This is a genomic window from Streptomyces sp. WMMB 322 (assembly GCF_900090145.1).
In the GTDB taxonomy this organism is placed as follows: domain Bacteria; phylum Actinomycetota; class Actinomycetes; order Streptomycetales; family Streptomycetaceae; genus Streptomyces.
Map to the genome: position 1 here is coordinate 63,234 of NZ_FMHI01000012.1, position 18,506 is coordinate 81,739.

The 18,506-nt window shown below is 70.5% G+C and carries 17 protein-coding genes; 15 read left to right on the forward strand and 2 right to left on the reverse strand.

The features are described from left to right. The first annotated feature begins 86 nt into the window (after positions 1 to 86). The 12 genes from H180DRAFT_RS19130 (at position 87) to H180DRAFT_RS19185 (ending at position 13,248) form a co-directional block, all read left to right on the forward strand. On the forward strand, positions 87 to 647 hold the full coding sequence (locus tag H180DRAFT_RS19130; RefSeq protein ID WP_175437797.1) for a LemA family protein: 561 nt from the start codon (positions 87 to 89) through the stop codon (positions 645 to 647). A gap of 259 nt (positions 648 to 906) precedes the next feature. After that, complete coding sequence (gene pdxS, locus H180DRAFT_RS19135; protein WP_074466875.1) at positions 907 to 1,836, forward strand: pyridoxal 5'-phosphate synthase lyase subunit PdxS; 930 nt, start codon at positions 907 to 909, stop codon at positions 1,834 to 1,836. A 79-nt stretch (positions 1,837 to 1,915) separates the two neighbouring features. Next, positions 1,916 to 2,527 carry a pyridoxal 5'-phosphate synthase glutaminase subunit PdxT gene (pdxT, locus tag H180DRAFT_RS19140; protein ID WP_055487318.1) on the forward strand — a complete coding sequence of 204 codons (612 nt, stop codon included), beginning with the start codon at positions 1,916 to 1,918 and terminating at the stop codon, positions 2,525 to 2,527. Between the two features lie 146 nt (positions 2,528 to 2,673). Continuing rightward, positions 2,674 to 3,432 (forward strand): YebC/PmpR family DNA-binding transcriptional regulator, encoded by a 759-nt coding sequence (locus H180DRAFT_RS19145; protein WP_055487319.1) that lies wholly within the window; start codon positions 2,674 to 2,676, stop codon positions 3,430 to 3,432. Between the two features lie 212 nt (positions 3,433 to 3,644). Then, positions 3,645 to 4,244 (forward strand): crossover junction endodeoxyribonuclease RuvC, encoded by a 600-nt coding sequence (ruvC, locus tag H180DRAFT_RS19150; RefSeq protein ID WP_055487320.1) that lies wholly within the window; start codon positions 3,645 to 3,647, stop codon positions 4,242 to 4,244. Further along, entirely contained in the window at positions 4,241 to 4,876 is a 636-nt protein-coding gene (ruvA, locus tag H180DRAFT_RS19155) for a Holliday junction branch migration protein RuvA (RefSeq protein WP_055487321.1), read from the forward strand. The genes ruvC and ruvA overlap by 4 nt, the downstream gene beginning before the upstream one ends. Before the next feature lie 144 nt (positions 4,877 to 5,020). Continuing rightward, positions 5,021 to 6,121 (forward strand): Holliday junction branch migration DNA helicase RuvB, encoded by a 1,101-nt coding sequence (gene ruvB / locus H180DRAFT_RS19160; RefSeq protein WP_055487322.1) that lies wholly within the window; start codon positions 5,021 to 5,023, stop codon positions 6,119 to 6,121. A gap of 163 nt (positions 6,122 to 6,284) precedes the next feature. Then, entirely contained in the window at positions 6,285 to 6,788 is a 504-nt protein-coding gene (yajC, locus tag H180DRAFT_RS19165; RefSeq protein WP_055487323.1) for a preprotein translocase subunit YajC, read from the forward strand. A 128-nt stretch (positions 6,789 to 6,916) separates the two neighbouring features. Further along, the gene (secD, locus tag H180DRAFT_RS19170; protein ID WP_055487425.1) at positions 6,917 to 8,671 is read left to right on the forward strand and encodes a protein translocase subunit SecD; all 1,755 of its coding nucleotides are present in this window, start codon (positions 6,917 to 6,919) and stop codon (positions 8,669 to 8,671) included. A 1-nt stretch (position 8,672) separates the two neighbouring features. Next, positions 8,673 to 9,869, forward strand: a complete 1,197-nt coding sequence (gene secF / locus H180DRAFT_RS19175) for a protein translocase subunit SecF (RefSeq protein WP_055487324.1) — start codon at positions 8,673 to 8,675, stop codon at positions 9,867 to 9,869. 4 nt (positions 9,870 to 9,873) lie between these two features. Then, positions 9,874 to 10,446: an adenine phosphoribosyltransferase gene (locus tag H180DRAFT_RS19180; protein WP_055487325.1), complete on the forward strand. Its 573-nt coding sequence runs from the start codon at positions 9,874 to 9,876 to the stop codon at positions 10,444 to 10,446. Positions 10,447 to 10,599: 153 nt separating this feature from the next. Next, positions 10,600 to 13,248, forward strand: coding sequence for a RelA/SpoT family protein (locus H180DRAFT_RS19185; protein WP_107097697.1), 2,649 nt, complete (start codon positions 10,600 to 10,602; stop codon positions 13,246 to 13,248). A gap of 124 nt (positions 13,249 to 13,372) precedes the next feature. Here H180DRAFT_RS19185 and H180DRAFT_RS19190 read toward each other — a convergent pair whose 3' ends face one another. Both H180DRAFT_RS19190 and H180DRAFT_RS19195 read right to left on the reverse strand, forming a co-directional pair. After that, the gene (locus tag H180DRAFT_RS19190; protein ID WP_055487326.1) at positions 13,373 to 14,602 is read right to left on the reverse strand and encodes a DUF349 domain-containing protein; all 1,230 of its coding nucleotides are present in this window, start codon (positions 14,600 to 14,602) and stop codon (positions 13,373 to 13,375) included. Between the two features lie 160 nt (positions 14,603 to 14,762). Further along, positions 14,763 to 15,575: a peptidylprolyl isomerase gene (locus tag H180DRAFT_RS19195; protein ID WP_055487327.1), complete on the reverse strand. Its 813-nt coding sequence runs from the start codon at positions 15,573 to 15,575 to the stop codon at positions 14,763 to 14,765. A gap of 217 nt (positions 15,576 to 15,792) precedes the next feature. Here H180DRAFT_RS19195 and H180DRAFT_RS19200 point away from each other — a divergent pair, with 217 nt between their 5' ends. The 3 genes from H180DRAFT_RS19200 (at position 15,793) to H180DRAFT_RS19210 (ending at position 18,491) form a co-directional block, all read left to right on the forward strand. Then, the gene (locus H180DRAFT_RS19200; protein ID WP_055487328.1) at positions 15,793 to 16,509 is read left to right on the forward strand and encodes an MBL fold metallo-hydrolase; all 717 of its coding nucleotides are present in this window, start codon (positions 15,793 to 15,795) and stop codon (positions 16,507 to 16,509) included. A gap of 12 nt (positions 16,510 to 16,521) precedes the next feature. Then, entirely contained in the window at positions 16,522 to 17,784 is a 1,263-nt protein-coding gene (hisS, locus tag H180DRAFT_RS19205) for a histidine--tRNA ligase (protein WP_055487329.1), read from the forward strand. Positions 17,785 to 17,855: 71 nt separating this feature from the next. Next, complete coding sequence (locus H180DRAFT_RS19210; protein ID WP_055487330.1) at positions 17,856 to 18,491, forward strand: vitamin K epoxide reductase family protein; 636 nt, start codon at positions 17,856 to 17,858, stop codon at positions 18,489 to 18,491. Positions 18,492 to 18,506 lie beyond the last annotated feature (15 nt).

Genomic DNA, 18,506 nt, shown 5'->3' on the forward strand with positions numbered 1-18,506 from the left:
GGGCGGCCCGGCGGCCCGCACGCGTGCGGCCGGTGACGGCCGAAGTGCCCGCAGACAGCTGACGAACGAGGGAGAGCGCGGCAGCGATGCCCACCATGACCACTGTGATCCTGCTCGTCGTAGCCGTGCTGCTCATCGGCGTCTACCTCAGCTGGACCGCCGGACGCCTCGACCGGCTGCACGCCCGCATCGACGCCGCGCGTGCGGCGCTGGACGCGCAGTTGCTCCGGCGCGCCTCCATCGCACAGGAGCTGGCGACCGCCGGGGTGCTCGACCCGGCGGCGTCGATGGTCCTGTACCAGGCCGCGCACGACGCCAGACAGGCACCGGAGGAGCAGCGTGAGGTCGCCGAGAGCGAACTCAGCCAGGCGCTGCGAGCCGTCTTCGACACCGGCGCCCAGGTCGAGGCCGTACGTGCGGCGCCGGGCGGAGAGGACGCGGCCGTCGAACTCGCCGCGGCCGTACGGCGGGTACCGATGGCCCGCCGTTTCCACAACGACGCGGTGCGCGCCGCGCGTGCGCTCCGGCGCCACCGCACCGTCCGCTGGCTCCGCCTCGCCGGCTACGCGCCCTTCCCCCTCGCCTTCGAGATGGACGACGAGCCACCGCCGGCCCTGGCCGACCGGGGCAACGGAGCGCCCGGGTAGACGCGGCGGACGCCGCGGCGGGCGGCTGCTCGGCGAGAGGCAGGCGGACGAGGGGGCGAGCAGGGGACGAGAGGGAGGCGAGGGGGCGAGAGGGGCAGAGGGGCGCGGGGCTGGAGCTCCGCCTGGTACTTCGGGGCGCCCGGCGGGCAGTCCACCGCAGCCGAATTGGCCCTTTTCCAAGGCCACCCCGTTCCGGGACCGTGTATGCAGCGGACCTACCATGGTCCTGTCGTACTTTTCCTGTCGAGTGAGGTCATACGTGTCCAGCCCGTCTTCCGTGCCCTCTGTCACATCGGCCGCCCAGTCCCCCGAGACCGGCACCGCGCGTGTCAAGCGCGGCATGGCCGAGCAGCTCAAGGGCGGCGTGATCATGGACGTCGTGACGCCGGAGCAGGCGAAGATCGCCGAGGACGCCGGTGCCGTCGCGGTCATGGCGCTCGAGCGGGTCCCCGCCGACATCCGCAAGGACGGCGGTGTCGCGCGGATGTCCGACCCCGACATGATCGAGGGCATCATCGAGGCCGTCACCATCCCGGTCATGGCCAAGTCCCGCATCGGCCACTTCGTCGAGGCCCAGCTCCTCCAGGCGCTGGGCGTGGACTACATCGACGAGTCCGAGGTCCTCACCCCGGCCGACGAGGTCAACCACAGCGACAAGTTCGCCTTCACCACGCCCTTCGTGTGCGGCGCCACCAATCTCGGAGAGGCCCTGCGGCGCATCTCCGAGGGAGCCGCCATGATCCGCTCCAAGGGGGAGGCGGGCACGGGGAACGTCGTCGAGGCCGTGCGGCACATGCGCCAGATCAACGGCGACATCGGCAGGCTCAAGTCGCTGGACAGCCACGAGCTGTACGGCGCCGCCAAGGAGCTGCGCGCACCGTACGAGCTGGTCAGGGAGGTCGCCGCGCTGGGCAAGCTGCCGGTGGTCCTCTTCTCCGCCGGCGGTGTCGCCACCCCCGCGGACGCCGCGCTGATGCGCCAACTCGGCGCGGAGGGCGTCTTCGTCGGCTCCGGGATCTTCAAGTCCGGCGACCCGGCCAAGCGTGCCGCGGCGATCGTGAAGGCGACGACCTTCTACGACGACCCGAAGATCATCGCCGATGCGTCACGCGGTCTCGGTGAGGCCATGGTGGGCATCAACTGCGACACCCTTCCCGAGGGCGAGCGGTACGCCTCCCGCGGCTGGTGAGGCGCTTCGCGCCGCCGGCCCCGCACCCGCCCTCGGACCCGGGCGAGGAATTCAACACCCGCACGAGAGGGACCTGTTCGTGAGCACCCCCACCGTCGGCGTCCTCGCCCTGCAGGGCGACGTCCGCGAGCACTTCGCCGCCCTGGCGGCAGCGGGCGCCCGCGCGTGTGCCGTGCGGCGGCCCGAGGAACTGGCCTCGGTCGACGGCCTGGTGGTCCCCGGCGGCGAGTCGACCACGATCTCCAAGCTGGCCGCCCTCTTCGGCCTGATGGAGCCGCTGCGCGAGCGCGTGCGGGCGGGAATGCCGGCCTACGGTTCCTGTGCGGGCATGATCCTGCTCGCGGACAAGATCCTGGGCGCCGCCCCCGTCGCATCCGGCGCGCAGGAGCAGGAGACCATCGGCGGAATCGACATGCTCGTGCGCCGAAACGCCTTCGGGCGCCAGAACGAGTCCTTCGAGGCTCCGCTCGACGTCAAGGGCGTGCAGGGCGGCCCCGTCGAGGGCGTGTTCATCAGGGCCCCATGGGTGGAGTCCACGGGAGAGCGCGCCGAGATCCTGGCCGTACACGACGGGCACACCGTCGCTGTGCGCCAGGACGCCCTGCTGGCGACGTCCTTCCATCCCGAACTCACGGGTGACCACCGCGTGCACGCGATGTTCGTGGAGATGGTGCGCAGCGCGCAGGGCTGACCACCCGGTGTGCGCGCCGGTTTTCGACCGCTCGTGCCTGAAGGTGCGCGGGCCCCGGGCCGGGGAGCGGGGCGGTCGGTGCGCTGAGCCGCTGGCGGTAGGATCTCCGCGTCGGTTCATGTCGGTGACGTCGAAGGAGCGAGGCTGTGTCCGGCCACTCTAAGTGGGCAACCACCAAGCACAAGAAGGCCGTGATCGATGCCAAGCGCGGCAAACTCTTCGCCAAGCTGATCAAGAACATCGAGGTCGCCGCCCGTACGGGAGGGGCCGACCCCGACGGCAACCCGACGCTCTACGACGCCATTCAGAAGGCGAAGAAGAGCTCGGTCCCCAACAAGAACATCGACAGCGCGGTCAAGCGCGGCGCCGGCCTCGAGGCGGGCGGTGCCGACTACGAGACGATCATGTACGAGGGCTACGGCCCGAACGGTGTCGCGGTGCTCATCGAGTGCCTCACCGACAACCGCAACCGCGCCGCCTCCGACGTGCGTGTCGCCATGACCCGCAACGGCGGCTCCATGGCCGACCCGGGCTCGGTCTCGTATCTCTTCAACCGCAAGGGCGTCGTGATCGTCCCCAAGGGCGGTGACGGGCTCTCCGAGGACGACGTGCTCGCGGCGGTCCTCGAGGCCGGTGCCGAGGAAGTCAACGACCTGGGCGAGAACTTCGAGGTCATCAGCGAGGCCACCGACCTCGTCGCGGTGCGCACCGCCCTGGTGGACGCGGGAATCGACTACGAGTCCGCCGACAACAGCTTCCTGCCCAGCGTGCAGGTGCCGCTGGAGGAGGACGGCGCCCGCAAGATCTTCAAGCTGATCGACGCGCTCGAGGACAGCGACGACGTGCAGAACGTCTTCGCCAACTTCGACGTCGACGACGAGGTCATGGCGAAGGTCGACGCCTGAGGCACCGCGCGGCCGCCGCGCGGGCGGCCGCCGCGCGGGCGTGCCGCCACCGCCCGCCGCGTGCGCCGCGCCGTCGCCGACGTCCCGCAACTGCCGCCGGGAGCGGGCCTGTTGGCGTGCCCGTACCGGCAGGTTGCCGCCGGATTGTCGGTGCCTGCCGATAACCTGCGGGAACACAGTCGGAGCGCGAGGCGTGAGCGAGGAGGACGGGCGTGCGTGTGCTCGGTGTCGATCCGGGACTGACCCGCTGCGGCCTCGGAGTGGTCGAGGGCGTCGCCGGGAGGCCGCTGACGATGAAGGCGGTCGGCGTCGTCCGCACGCCGGCCGACATCTCCGTCGCCGAGCGCCTCGTGCTGATCGAGCAGGGGGTCGAGCAGTGGCTCGACGCGCACCGGCCCGAAGCCGTCGCCGTGGAGCGGGTGTTCAGCCAGCACAACGTCCGCACCGTGATGGGGACGGCTCAGGCGAGCGCGGTCGCGATGCTGTGCTCCGCACGCCGCGGCCTGCCCGTGGAACTCCACACTCCCAGTGAGGTGAAGGCCGCGGTCACCGGCGCCGGCAGGGCGGAGAAGGCGCAGGTCGGCACGATGGTCATGCGGCTTCTGCGGCTCGACGGACCACCCCGCCCGGCCGACGCCGCCGACGCCCTCGCGCTCGCGATCTGCCACATCTGGCGCGCTCCGGTGCAGCAGCGCCTCAACCGCCTCCAGCAGGCGCACGCGAGGCACTCCACTGCCTCCTCCCGAACGCCCGGCGCGCAGGCTGCCGTCGCGGACGGCACCGCACGAGCCCCGAAAGGCACCGCCCGATGATCGCCTTCGTATCCGGCACGATCGCCTCACTCGCCCCCGACACCGCAGTCGTCGAAGTGGGCGGCGTGGGCATGGCCGTGCAGTGCACGCCGGGCACGCTCGCCCAGCTGCGTGTCGGGCGGCACGCCAGGCTCGCAACCTCCCTCGTCGTACGGGAGGACTCGCTGACCCTCTACGGATTCGACGACGAAGACGCCCGGCAGACCTTCGAGTTGCTGCAGACCGCGAGCGGTGTCGGGCCGCGTCTGGCCCAGGCCATGCTGGCCGTCCACCCGCCCGACGCGCTGCGGGCAGCCGTCTCCAGCGGCGACGAGAAGGCTCTTACAGCCGTTCCGGGCATCGGGAAGAAGGGCGCGCAGAAGCTGCTGCTGGAGCTGAAGGACCGCCTCGGCGAGCCCGTCTCCGCCGCCGCGGCCCACCTTCCGGGGCAGGGAGCCGGTGCGGCGGGCGCCGGTGGCTGGCGCGGCCAACTGCACTCCGCGCTCGTGGGGTTGGGGTATGCGGGACGGGAGGCGGACGAGGCAGTCGAGGCCGTCGCCCCGCAGGCCGAGGAGGCGGCGGCCTCCGGCGCGGAACCCCCGGTGCCCCAGCTGCTGCGCGCCGCGCTCCAGACGCTGAACCGGGCGCGGTGAGCCGCCCGGTGACGCCGCGCAGGAGCCTCGCGGAGGCTTTGCCGGGAGCGCCGCAGTTGCGGCACCGCGACGCGGTCCCGCTTCCGCCGCCGCCCGGGAACCACACGCACGGCCCGTGCACCACCACAGTCGGAGGCAGTCGCCATGAGCGGTGAGGAGTACGGCGGAGCCGGCGCGGCGGACGACGGCACGGACCGTCTCGTCGGCCCGGAGGCCGAGAGCGACGAGAGCGCGGTGGAGGCGGCGCTGCGCCCCAGGGAGCTGAGCGAGTTCATCGGTCAGCCCAAGGTGCGCGAACAGCTCGACCTGGTGCTCAAGGCCGCCCGCCAGCGCAACGGGACGGCGGACCACGTGCTGCTCTCCGGCGCCCCCGGCCTCGGCAAGACCACGCTCTCCATGATCATCGCCGCGGAGATGGGCGCCCCCATCCGCATCACCTCGGGCCCGGCCATCCAGCACGCCGGGGATCTCGCCGCGATCCTCTCCTCGCTGCAGGAGGGGGAGATCCTCTTCCTCGACGAGATCCACCGGATGTCGCGCCCCGCCGAGGAGATGCTCTACATGGCGATGGAGGACTTCCGCGTCGACGTGATCGTCGGCAAGGGCCCCGGAGCCACCGCCATCCCGCTCGAGCTGCCGCCCTTCACCCTCGTGGGGGCCACGACGCGGGCGGGGCTGCTGCCTCCGCCGCTGCGCGACAGGTTCGGGTTCACCGCCCACATGGAGTTCTACGAGCCGGCCGAGCTGGAGCAGGTCGTCCACCGTTCCGCGCGCCTGCTGGAGGTGCGCACGGACGCCGAGGGCGCCGCCGAGATCGCGGGCCGCTCACGCGGCACGCCGCGCATCGCCAACCGCCTGCTGCGGCGGGTGCGTGACTACGCCCAGGTCAAGGCGGACGGCGTCATCGACCGCGAGATCGCCTCGCGCGCCCTCGGCGTCTACGAAGTGGACGAGCGGGGCCTGGACAGGCTCGACCGTGCCGTCCTGGGCGCACTGGTGAAGCTCTTCGGAGGCGGCCCCGTCGGCCTCTCCACGCTCGCGGTGGCGGTGGGGGAGGAGCGGGAGACCGTGGAGGAGGTGGCCGAGCCCTTCCTCGTGCGGGAGGGACTGCTGGCCCGCACACCGCGGGGCCGCATCGCCACCCCGGCCGCCTGGGACCATCTGGGGACGGCCCGCCCGGCGCCCGCTCCAGGCCGCCCGGATCCCGCGGCGGGACCGGGACAGCCGGGGCTGTTCGGAGAGTGACGCGGACAGCCTCGCCCGACCAGGAACCCCCGTGGCACGCTTGACGTTGTTCCATTGGCGAGGGCTCGCTTAGACTCCGCCGACGCCGCGCCTTCACGGGCGGCACGCCCACCCCGAATCCAGGCCGCTTCACCCGCGGTCCGTCGAAGGACTTTCTCCCGCCGTGAATATCGTTACTCTCCTCCCCTTCATCGTGCTCATCGGGGCCATGTTCCTGATGACCCGGTCCGCCAAGAACAAGCAGCGTCAGGCCGCCAAGATGCGTGACGCGATGACGCCGGGCACCGGTGTCCGGACGATCGGCGGCATGTACGCCACCGTCAAGGAGATCCGCGACGACACGGTCCTCCTTGAGGTGGCTCCCGGTACGCACGCCCTCTACGCCAAGAACGCCGTCGGCGCCGTGCTCGAGCAGGAGGAGTACGAGCGGATCGTGAACGGCACGTCCGGCGAGCTCGGGATCGGCGAGACCGTCGTCCCGGACGACGCCTCCTCGCTCACCTCGGACGACGACGCCGACGGCTCCAAGGTGGACTTCGCCAAGGAGGACGGCGCGGACTCCTCGTCCGCCGAGGACGCCACGACTGCGGCGGACGCGAAGGACGAGCAGACAAAGGGCGACGACCGGCCCGAGGATGCCAAGCGGAAGGGCACCGACTCCGAGTAATGTCGGCGCCGCCGGGCCACTGACCGGGCCCGGCGGCGGAGCACGTCCGCAGACCATTTGTGCGCCGCGTGGCGGCCCCCCTCAACTCCCGGGCCGGCACCGGCTGCTGGGACAGGAGAGACGAGAAGGTGGCAGCACCGAAGAAAGGCCGCAGGAGCCCGGGCACCCACGCGAAACCGTGGCGTTCGCTGTTGCTGATCCTGCTGGCCCTGGTGGGCCTGACCGGGGGAACGATCTTCTCCGGTCACCACACCCCCCGGCTGGGCATCGATCTCGCCGGAGGTACGAGCATCACGCTCGAGGCCAAGAACCAGCCGGGGAAACCGAACGCGATCAACCAGACCAACATGCAAACCGCCGTGGGCATCATCGAGCGGCGGGTCAACGGTCTGGGTGTCTCGGAGGCCGAGGTCCAGACCCAGGGCGACCGGCACATCATCGCCAACATCCCCCGCGGCACCAACGAGAAGCAGGCGCGTGAACAGGTCGGCACGACCGCCAAGCTGGCCTTCCGGCCGGTGCTGACGTACATGCCGACCACCAAGCAGCCCGAGCCGCCGAAGCAGTCGCCCTCGCAGTCACCCTCCAAGCCGCCCTCCAGCGGTCCCGAGAGCGGCCAGGGCCAGGAGGACGGCAGCAAGGGCGACCAGGGCCGCGCCGTCACCGACGGGCTCAAGGCGAAGGCCGCGCCCGCCGACGACAAGCCCAGTCCCAAGCCGGACAAGCCCACCGCACCGCCCACCGCGCCTCCGCAGCAGCAGCAACCGCCGGGCGTCCCGGCGGAGCTGGCGAAGAAGCTGCAGAAGCTGGACTGCAACAGCAAGCGGGCCAAGGCCAAGGTGAGCGAGCGCGCCTCCGCCGCCAAGTCGAGCGAGCCGGTCCTCGCCTGCGACTCGAAGGAGAAGATCAAGTACGTTCTCGGGCCCGTCGGGGTCGAGGGCAAGAACGTCTCCGACGCCAAGGCCCAGTTCGACCAGCAGCGCGGTCAGTGGATCGTCACGATGTCCTTCGACAGCAAGGGCTCCGACGACTTCGGTGACACCACGGGCGAGCTCGCCAAGAAGCAGCAGCCGCAGAACCAGTTCGCGATCGCCCTGGACGGCGAGGTCGTCTCCGCTCCCTCCGTGAGCCAGCGGCTGTCGTCCAACGCCGAGATCTCCGGCAGCTTCACCCAGGAGTCCGCCCAGGAGCTGGGCAACATCCTCTCCTACGGCGCCCTGCCCCTCACCTTCGAGGAGTCGGACGTCACGACGGTCACTCCCGCACTGGGCAGCGATCAGCTGGAGGCCGGTCTCATCGCGGGTGCGATCGGGCTGGCACTCGTGGTGATCTACCTCGTGGCGTACTACCGCGGGCTGTCCCTGATCGCGATTGTCAGCCTGCTCGTCTCCGCGGTGATGACGTACACGCTCATGTCGCTGCTCGGACCGGCCATCGGGTTTGCGCTCAACCTGCCGGCCGTGTGCGGTGCGATCGTCGCCATCGGTATCACCGCGGACTCGTTCATCGTCTACTTCGAACGCATCCGCGACGAGATCCGCGAGGGCCGCACGCTGCGGCCCGCCGTGGAACGCGGCTGGCCGCGAGCCCGGCGAACGATCCTGGTCTCCGACTTCGTGTCGTTCCTCGCCGCCGCGGTGCTGTTCATCGTCACCGTCGGCAAGGTGCAGGGCTTCGCGTTCACGCTGGGACTGACCACGCTGCTCGACGTCGTCGTGGTCTTCTTCTTCACCAAGCCGCTGATGACGGTGCTGGCACGCACGAAGTTCTTCGCCAGCGGCCATCCGTGGTCCGGTCTCGATCCGACACGGCTCGGGGCCAAACCTCCACTGCGCCGCGGCCGACGCCCGTCCGCCGTCCGCACCGACCCGAAGGAGGCCTGAGATGTCGCGACTCGGCAACGTCGGTGCCCGGCTCTACCGCGGTGACATCGGCTACGACTTCGTCGGCAAGCGCAAGTTCTGGTACGGCGTCTCCATCCTGATCACGATCACAGCCATCGTGGGTCTCGTGGTACGCGGCCTCAACATGGGCATCGAGTTCGAGGGCGGCGCGGTCCTCACGACGCCCAAGACGACGGCCAGCGTGCAGCACACGACCGAGGTCGTCGAGAAGGACTCCGGGCGTCAGGCCATCGTGCAGCAGTTGGGCAACGGCGGCATGCGCATCCAGATCGCCGGTCTGGACACGGCCAAGTCGACCGACGTGAAGGAGTCCATCGCCAAGGAGCTCAAGGTCGACCCCAACCGGATCGACACCCAGCTCGTCGGGCCCAGCTGGGGTGAGCAGATCGCCAACAAGGCGTGGCAGGGTCTGGGGATCTTCATGGTCCTCGTGGTGATCTATCTGGCCATCGCCTTCGAGTGGCGGATGGCTCTGGCTGCGTTGATCGCGCTGATCCACGACATCACGATCACCGTCGGCGTCTATTCGCTCGTCGGGTTCGAAGTCACTCCGGGCACCGTCATCGGTCTGCTGACGATTCTCGGTTACTCCCTCTACGACACCGTCGTCGTCTTCGACAGCCTGAGAGAGAGCAACCGGGGCGTCACCAAACAGACGCGCTACACCTACAGCGAAGTCGCCAACCGCAGCATCAACTCGACCCTGGTGCGCTCCATCAACACGACGGTCGTGGCGCTGCTGCCCGTCGCGGGGCTGCTCTTCATCGGCGGCGGTCTGCTGGGCGGCGGCATGCTCAACGACATCGCCCTCTCCCTCTTCGTGGGCCTCGCGGCCGGGGCGTACTCCTCGATCTTCATCGCGACGCCGCTCGTCGCGGACTTCAAGGAGCGTCAGCCGGAGATGAAGGCGCTGGCCCGCCGTGTGCGTGCCAAGCGCCTCAAGAACGAGGACCGTGAGACGAGCGGCGAGGACGAGCCGGAGGACGGGCAGCCCGACGGCTTCGAGGGCCCCGGCGACGGCGGCGTGCCCGTCCTGGACGGCAGTGCCCCCGCGGCAGCCGGTGCTGGGGTCGTCGGCCCGCGCGGCGGGAGCGAGACCTCCGGCTCCCGCGGCCAGCGGCGCCAGCCGCCCTCCCGGAACCGCAGCCGCAACCGTCCCTCCGGAAAGCGCAGGTGATCCGATGACCGGCATCAGTGAGCCGGAGGCCGCGGCCCCCGAGGCCGTCCGGGAGATGCTGCTCGGCCGTATCCGGGACGTGGCGGACTACCCGGTGCCCGGCGTGATGTTCAAGGACATCACTCCGCTGCTCGCCGACCCCAAGGCGTTCACGGTGCTCACCGACACGCTCGGCGCCCTGTGCTCCCGGCGCGGGGCCACCAAGGTCGTGGGCCTCGAGGCGCGGGGCTTCATCCTCGCCGCCCCGGCGGCGGTGCGTGCGGGTCTCGGCTTCGTCCCCGTCCGGAAGGCCGGCAAGCTCCCCGGAGCGACGCTCTCGCAGTCCTACGAGCTGGAGTACGGCACCGCCGAGATGGAGGTGCACGCCGAGGACCTCACCGAGGAGGACCGGGTACTGATCGTCGACGACGTGCTGGCGACGGGCGGCACCGCCGAGGCCTCGCTGGAGCTGGTGAGGCGGGCCGGAGCGCAGGTCGCCGGCATCGCGGTCCTGATGGAGATCGGATTCCTCGGCGGCCGGGACAGGCTGAAGCCCGCGCTGCACGATGCCCCGTTGGACGCGTTGGTCACGGTCTGACCACGGCAGGACGCAACGAGGCGGTCACCCGGTACGTTCTCCCCAGGAGACGCGGGTGACCGCCTTCGTGCTGTGGCCGCACCGCCGGTGGCGGGCGGGGTCGCCTCCGGGGTCGATACCATGGCAGCAGTCCGACCTGGGGTCCAACGAGGAGTGCTCTTGCCAGACGAGGCCCAGCCGTACGCGGCGGCACAGCGTCACGACGCCGAGCCCGGCGGGCCCGGCGCACTCGCCGCGGCCCCGGACGAGCTGCCTCGGGACGGGGCCGAGGCCGCTGAGCAGCGCGAGCATCGCGTTTCCCGTACGCCTGCCGGCCGGCAGCACGGCAGCCGCGGCACGACCGGTTCCGCGTACGAGGACGCAAGCGGCGCCAATCCCGCCGGTCCCACCGTGGAGGAGCACGGCACTGCCGCCGCGGCGGACCCCTCGGACAGCAAGGCGCACAGCGAGCGTGTGGCCCCCGCCCGCGCCGTCTCCGGTGTCTCGGGCCGCTCCGGCTCCTCCAACCGCGTACGGGCCCGTCTCGCGCGTCTCGGCGTGCAGCGTTCCAGTCCCTTCAACCCCGTCCTGGAACCGCTGCTGCGGATAGTGCGCGGCAACGACCCGAAGATCGAGTCGGCGACGCTGCGCCAGATCGAGCACGCCTACCAGGTCGCGGAGCGCTGGCACCGCGGTCAGAAGCGCAAGAGCGGCGACCCGTACATCACGCACCCGCTCGCCGTCACCACCATTCTCGCGGAGCTCGGGATGGACCCGGCGACGCTCATGGCGGGGCTGCTCCACGACACCGTCGAAGACACCGAGTACGGCCTGGAGGCCCTCCGGCGCGACTTCGGCGAGCAGGTGGCCCTCCTCGTCGACGGCGTCACCAAGCTGGACAAGGTCAAGTTCGGCGAGGCGGCGCAGGCGGAGACGGTACGCAAGATGGTCGTCGCCATGGCCAAGGACCCGCGGGTGCTGGTCATCAAGCTCGCCGACCGCCTGCACAACATGCGCACCATGCGCTATCTGAAGCGGGCGAAGCAGGAGCAGAAGGCCCGGGAGACCCTGGAGATCTTCGCTCCGCTCGCGCACCGCCTCGGCATGAACACCATCAAGTGGGAACTGGAGGACCTCGCCTTCGCGATCCTCTACCCGAAGATGTACGACGAGATCGTGCGGCTCGTCGCCGAGCGTGCGCCGAAGCGGGACGACTATCTGGCCGTCGTCACCGACGAGGTCCAGGCCGACCTGCGCGCCGCCCGTATCAAGGCCACGGTCACCGGCCGTCCGAAGCACTACTACAGCGTGTACCAGAAGATGATCGTCCGTGGCCGGGACTTCGCGGAGATCTACGACCTGGTCGGCATCCGCGTCCTGGTGGACACCGTCCGCGACTGCTACGCGGCGCTGGGCACCGTGCACGCCCGGTGGAACCCGGTCCCCGGCCGGTTCAAGGACTACATCGCGATGCCGAAGTTCAACATGTACCAGTCGCTGCACACGACGGTGATAGGGCCCGGGGGCAAGCCCGTCGAGCTGCAGATCCGCACCTTCGACATGCACCGCCGCGCCGAGTACGGCATCGCCGCCCACTGGAAGTACAAGCAGCAGGCCGTCGCCGGGGCCTCCAAGGTGCGCACGGACGTCCCCAAGGGCACCGGCAAGGGCGACGAGCACGTCAACGACATGTCCTGGCTGCGCCAGCTGCTGGACTGGCAGAAGGAGACCGAGGACCCGGGCGAGTTCCTGGAGTCGCTGCGCTTCGACCTCTCCCGCAACGAGGTCTTCGTCTTCACCCCGAAGGGCGACGTCATCGCGCTGCCCGCGGAGGCCACGCCCGTCGACTTCGCCTACGCGGTGCACACCGAGGTCGGGCACCGCACCATCGGAGCCCGCGTCAACGGACGACTCGTACCGCTGGAGTCGACGCTCGAGAACGGCGACACGGTCGAGGTCTTCACCTCCAAGTCACCGGGCGCCGGGCCTTCCCGCGACTGGCTCGGCTTCGTCAAGTCGCCCCGCGCCCGCAACAAGATCCGGGCCTGGTTCACCAAGGAACGCCGCGACGAGGCCATCGAGCAGGGCAAGGACGCCATCGTCCGCGCCATGCGCAAGCAGAACCTGCCGATCCAGCGCATCCTCACCGGCGACTCCCTCGTCACCCTCGCCCACGAGATGCGCTATGCCGACATCTCCGCCCTGTACGCCGCCATCGGCGAGGGCCATGTCTCGGCGCAGAGCGTCGTTCAGAAGCTCGTGCAGTCCCTCGGCGGGGAGGACGCCGCCAACGAGGACCTGGCCGAGACGGCGCCGCCCATGCCGGCCGCCACTCGCCGTGCCAAGCGGCGGGCGAACTCCGACCCGGGCGTCGTCGTCAAGGGCGTGGACGACGTGTGGGTCAAGCTGGCCCGCTGCTGTACGCCCGTACCCGGTGATCCCGTCATCGGCTTCGTCACGAGGGGCAACGGCGTCTCCGTCCACCGCACGGACTGCGTCAACGTGGACTCCCTGACGAAGGAACCCGAGCGGATCATCGACGTGGAGTGGGCGCCCAGCCAGTCGTCCGTCTTCCTCGTGGCCATCCAGGTCGAGGCGCTCGACCGCTCGCGGCTGCTCTCGGACGTCACGCGCATCCTCTCCGACCAGCACGTCAACATCCTCTCGGCGGCCGTGCAGACGTCCCGGGACCGGGTCGCCACCTCCCGCTTCACCTTCGAGATGGGCGACCCGAAGCATCTCGGGCACGTGCTGAAGGCGGTCCGCAGCGTGGAGGGCGTCTACGACGTCTACCGGGTGACCTCGGCCCGACGGCCGTCCTGACCCCCGGAGTCGGCCCGGCCGCGGTGCCTCGGCCCTCGGCCCCAGGTGCGCGTACAACGACGGTGCGCCGCCTGCCACGGCAGACGGCGCATCGGCTCTCGGCTGCGGAGTCTCCGGTTCCCGGTCAGCCCCCGAACTCCTCCAGGCCCTTCATGGCCTGGTCCAGCAGCTCCTGGCGGCCGGCGAGCTCCTTCTCCAGCTTCTCGGCCTTGGCCGTGTTCCCCGCCGCGCGGGCCTTCTCGGCCTGGCCGCGCAGCTTCTCGACGGCGTCCTGAAGCTGGCCCGTCAGCCCCGCCGCTCGTGCCCGCGCCTCGGGGTTCGTACGGCGCCACTCGGCCTCCTCGGCCTCCTGGATCGCCCGCTCCACCGCGTGCATGCGGGCCTCGATCCGGGGCCGGGCGTCACGGGGCACATGTCCCACGGCGTCCCAGCGCTCGTTGATGGCGCGGAACGAGCCCCGGGCCGTCTTCAGATCCGTGACCGGAAGCAGCTTCTCCGCCTCGGCGGCCAGCTCCTCCTTGCGGGCCAGGTTCTCCCGCTGCTCGACGTCGCGTTCGGCGAACACCTCGCTGCGGGCCTGGAAGAAGACGTCCTGGGCGCCGCGGAAGCGCTGCCACAGGTCCTCCTCGTTCTCCCGCTGCGCACGCCCGGCGGCCTTCCACTCCTGCATCAGCTCGCGGTACTTGGCCGCCGTGGGACCCCAGTCGCGGGAGTCGGAGAGCGCCTGGGCCTCGGCCACCAGCTTCTCCTTGCGCCGGCGGGCCTCCTCCCGCTGCGCGTCGAGCTGGGCGAAGTGGGCCTTGCGCCGCTTGGAGAAGGCCGAACGGGCATGGGAGAAGCGGCGCCACAGTTCGTCGTCGGTCTTGCGGTCGAGCCGCGGCAGGCGCTTCCAGTTCTCGACCAGGGTGCGCAGCCGCTCGCCGGCGGCCCGCCACTGCTCGCTCTGCGCCAGCTCCTCCGCCTCGCTGACCAGCTCTTCCTTGGAACGGCGCGCTCGCTCGTTCTGCTGTGCCTTCTCGGCCTTGCGCTCCTCGCGGCGCTTTTCCACGGCCACCGTCAGGGCGTCGAGGCGCTTGCTGAGCGCCTCCAGGTCACCCACGGCGTGATGCGCGTCAACCTGCTCGCGCAGGTGCTCGATCGCAGTGGTGGCGTCCTTGGCGGACAGATCGGTGGTCTGCACACGCCGCTCCAGGAGGCCGATCTCCACGACCAGGCCCTCGTACTTGCGCGTGAAGTAGGCGAGCGCTTCCTCCGGGGAGCCTGCCTGCCACGATCCGGCGACCTTCTCGCCGTCGGCTGTACGCACGTATACGGTCCCCGCCTCATCGACGCGGCCCCACGGGTCGCTGCTCACAGCGCCTCCTCCACAAGATGCCCAGGCTGGGTGCGGGCCCCCCGGCATCGTCCACAGATCTCGTCACTGCCAACATAGGCGAACGGCGCCCGCGCTGTCCGCATGCCGGTGGAGCGAAATTGTGCACGCGAAGGCCCTTGTGCGTATACGCCCGGGCCGGTCAGGACTTGCGCACGGAGGTCTCCTCGATCACCACGGTCGCGATCGGGGCGGTGTTCCGGTTCTCCGGTTCCGGCCTCGAACCGGCGTCGGCGATCTTCTTCAGCACGTCCATGCCCTCGGTGATCTTCCCGAACGGTGTGAAGTCCGGCGGCAGCTTGCTGTCCTTGAAAACCAGGAAGAACTGGCTGCCCCCGGTGTCCCGGCCCTTCCCGGTCTGTGCCTGGTACCTGTTCGCCATCGCGACGGTGCCCGCCGGGTAGGTGCCGTCCTTCACCCGCGGATCCTTCAGGTTCTCGTCCGGGAGCGTGTAGCCGGGGCCGGACTTGCCGGTGGCCGTCGGGTCGCCGCACTGGAGGACGTAGGGACCCTGCTTCACGAGCCGGTGGCACTTGGTGTGGTCGAAGAACTTCTCCCCGGAAAGGAAGCGGAAGGAGTTGACCGTGCGCGGGGTTTTCGACGCGTCCATCTCGAAGCTGATGTCCCCGCAAGTCGTTCGCAGCGTCATCGCGTACGTCGCGGAGTCGTCGATGCGGAGGGCGGGCTCCTTCTCCCACTTCTTGCCGTTCGGCTTGCCCGGCGCGGCCTTGCGGCAGGGATCCGGGTCCTTGCCCGCGGACGACTCCTTCTTCTCGCCGCCCCCAAAACCGCCGGAGGCCATGTAGGCCGCGCCTGCCCCGATCAGGAGCGCGCTGCCGGCCAGGATCCCGATGGTGCGCAGACGGGCCCGGCGCCGGCGCTGCGCCCGGCGCTCCTGCTGTCTGAGGTACTTCTCGCGTGCGAGCTGCTTTCTGCGCTGTTCGCTGCTGACCACCGGAAGCTTCTCCTTCGGGCGTGCGTGCGTGGGGATGCGTGCGTACCTACCAGAGTCCGCCCGTACCGTATACGGGTTCGCCGCTGCGCTGCCGCCGCCGGTAGGCTGTGACCAGCTTGATCGGCGGGGCGGATTGCGCCGGACCGCCGCAGGCTCCGGCGCCCCCGGGCAGGACACCCGGGCGCCGTGACCGTTTCCGGACGACTGAAGGACGATCGTGCTCGTTGCCGGGTTCCCCGCCGGGGCCTGGGGGACCAACTGCTACCTGGTCGCCCCCGCCGCCGGCGAGGAGTGCGTGATCATCGACCCAGGCCACCAGGCCACCGAGGGCGTCGAGGAGGCCGTCGCCAAGCACCGGCTCAAGCCGGTCGCCGTCGTGCTGACCCACGGCCACATCGACCATGTCGCCTCGGTCGTGCCCGTGTGCGGCGCCCACGACGTGCCCGCCTGGATCCACCCCGAGGACCGCTACATGATGAGCGACCCCGAGAAGGCCCTGGGGCGCAGCATCGGGCAGCCGCTCATGGGAGAGCTGACCGTGGGCGAGCCGGATGACGTGGAGGAGCTGACCGACGGCACCACGCTGCATCTGGCCGGGCTGGAGCTGACCGTGACGCACGCACCGGGTCATACCAAGGGGTCGGTGACGTTCAGGATGCCCGAACAGGCCGATGTGCCACCGGTGTTCTTCTCGGGCGACCTGCTCTTCGCCGGCTCCGTCGGACGCACCGACCTTCCCGGGGGCGACCACGAGGAGATCCTCCAGTCGCTGGCGCGCGTGTGCCTGCCGCTGGAGGACGAGACCGTGGTGCTCTCGGGCCACGGCCCCCAGACGACCATCGGCCGGGAGCGTGCCACCAACCCCTTCATGCGGCAGGTGGCCGCCGGGCCGGGCGGCGGCATTACGGGCGCCGCCCCGCGACGAGGAATGTGACGAGAACCTTCCGTGACCACCTTCAAGGCCCCCAAGGGCACCTACGACCTCATCCCGCCCGAGTCCGCGGACTACCTGGCGGTGCGTGAGGCGCTATCGGCGCCGCTGCGCCGGGCCGGGTACGGCTACACCGAGACGCCGGGCTTCGAGCAGGTCGAGCTGTTCGCGCGCGGTGTCGGCGAGTCCACCGACATCGTCACCAAGGAGATGTACACCCTCACCACCAAGGGCGGCGACGAGCTCGCTCTGCGCCCGGAGGGGACCGCCTCCGTGCTGCGCGCCGCCCTGGAGGCCAGCCTCCACAAGAGCGGCAACCTCCCGGTGAAGCTGTGGTATTCGGGCTCGTACTATCGCTACGAGCGTCCCCAGAAGGGCCGCTACCGGCACTTCTCGCAGGTGGGCGCCGAGGCGATCGGCGCCGAAGACCCCTCGCTGGACGCCGAGTTGGTCATCCTGGCGCACGACGCGTACCGCTCGCTCGGGCTGCGCGACTTCCGCATCCTGCTCAACTCCCTCGGGGACAAGGAGTGCCGGCCCGTCTACCGCGCTGCGCTCCAGGAGTTCCTGAGGCGTCTGGAACTCGACGAGGACACGCGCCGCCGCATCGAGATCAACCCCCTGCGGGTCCTGGACGACAAGCGCGAGAGTGTCCAGCGTCAGCTCGCGGAGGCGCCGATGATGCGCGACCACCTGTGCGAGGCGTGCAAGTCGTACCACGAGCAGGTGCGGGAGCTGCTGACGGCGGCGGGCGTCGCCTACGTGGACGACCCTCGTCTGGTGCGCGGCCTGGACTACTACACGCGCACCACGTTCGAGTTCGTGCACGACGGACTCGGTTCGCAGTCCGCCGTCGGCGGCGGCGGCCGCTACGACGGGCTGTCCGAGATGATCGGCGGCCCGGCGCTGCCGTCCGTCGGCTGGGCCCTGGGCGTCGACCGCACCGTCCTGGCGCTGCGCGCGGAGGGCGTGGAGCTCGAACTGCCTGCGACCACCGACGTGTTCGCGGTGCCGATCGGTGACGAGGCGCGTCGCGCGCTCTTCCGGGTGGTCACCGAGCTGCGCCGGGAGGGCGTCGCGGCCGACTTCGCGTACGGCGGCAAGGGCATGAAGAACGCGATGAAGTCGGCCAATCGTTCCGGCGCGCGCTACGCGTTGCTGGTCGGGGAGCGGGACCTGGCTCAGGGCGTGGCGCAGTTGAAGGACCTGCACACCGGTGAGCAGACCGCCGTGGCGCTCGACGGAGTCGTGGCCGAGGTGGCCGCGAAACTCCGCTGAGACGGTGGGCCTTGGTGCAGAATGAAGCGGCAGACGGGGCAGAACACGACCGAGGACGGGAACTAGGGCTCATGACCATGACGGCACCCCTCGACGACGCTCGCACGGGCACGGACGAGTCTCCCAGGAGCGTCGTCGGCGCCGGACGTGCCTTCGCCTGGATGCTGTTGGTCACGGGGGCCGCGGGACTGCTCTCGGCCTGGGTGATCACTCTCGACAAGATCAAGCTGGCGGAGAATCCGGACTTCACACCCGCGTGCAGTCTCAACCCGGTCATCTCCTGCGGCAACATCATGAAGAGCGAGCAGGCCGAGGCCTTCGGGGTGCCGAACCCGATGATCGGTCTCGTGGCGTACGGGATCGTGATCGGCGTCGGGATGAGCCTGCTCGCGGGCGCTCGCTTCCCGCGCTGGTACTGGCTGACGTTCAACGCCGGCACGCTCTTCGGCGTCGGGTTCTGCACCTGGCTGATGTACCAGTCGCTGTACGACATCGGTGCCCTGTGCCTGTGGTGCTGCCTCGCATGGGTCGCCACCATCGTCATGTTCTGGTACGTGACGGCGCACAACGTGCGGCACGGCTTCCTGCCCGCGCCGGCGCCCGCCCGGGGCTTTCTCGACGAGTTCCCCTGGGTGCTGCCGGTCCTGCACATCGGTGTCATCGGCCTCCTGGTCCTCATGCGCTGGTGGGAGTTCTGGACGGGCTGAGGCCGCGGGCCGAGG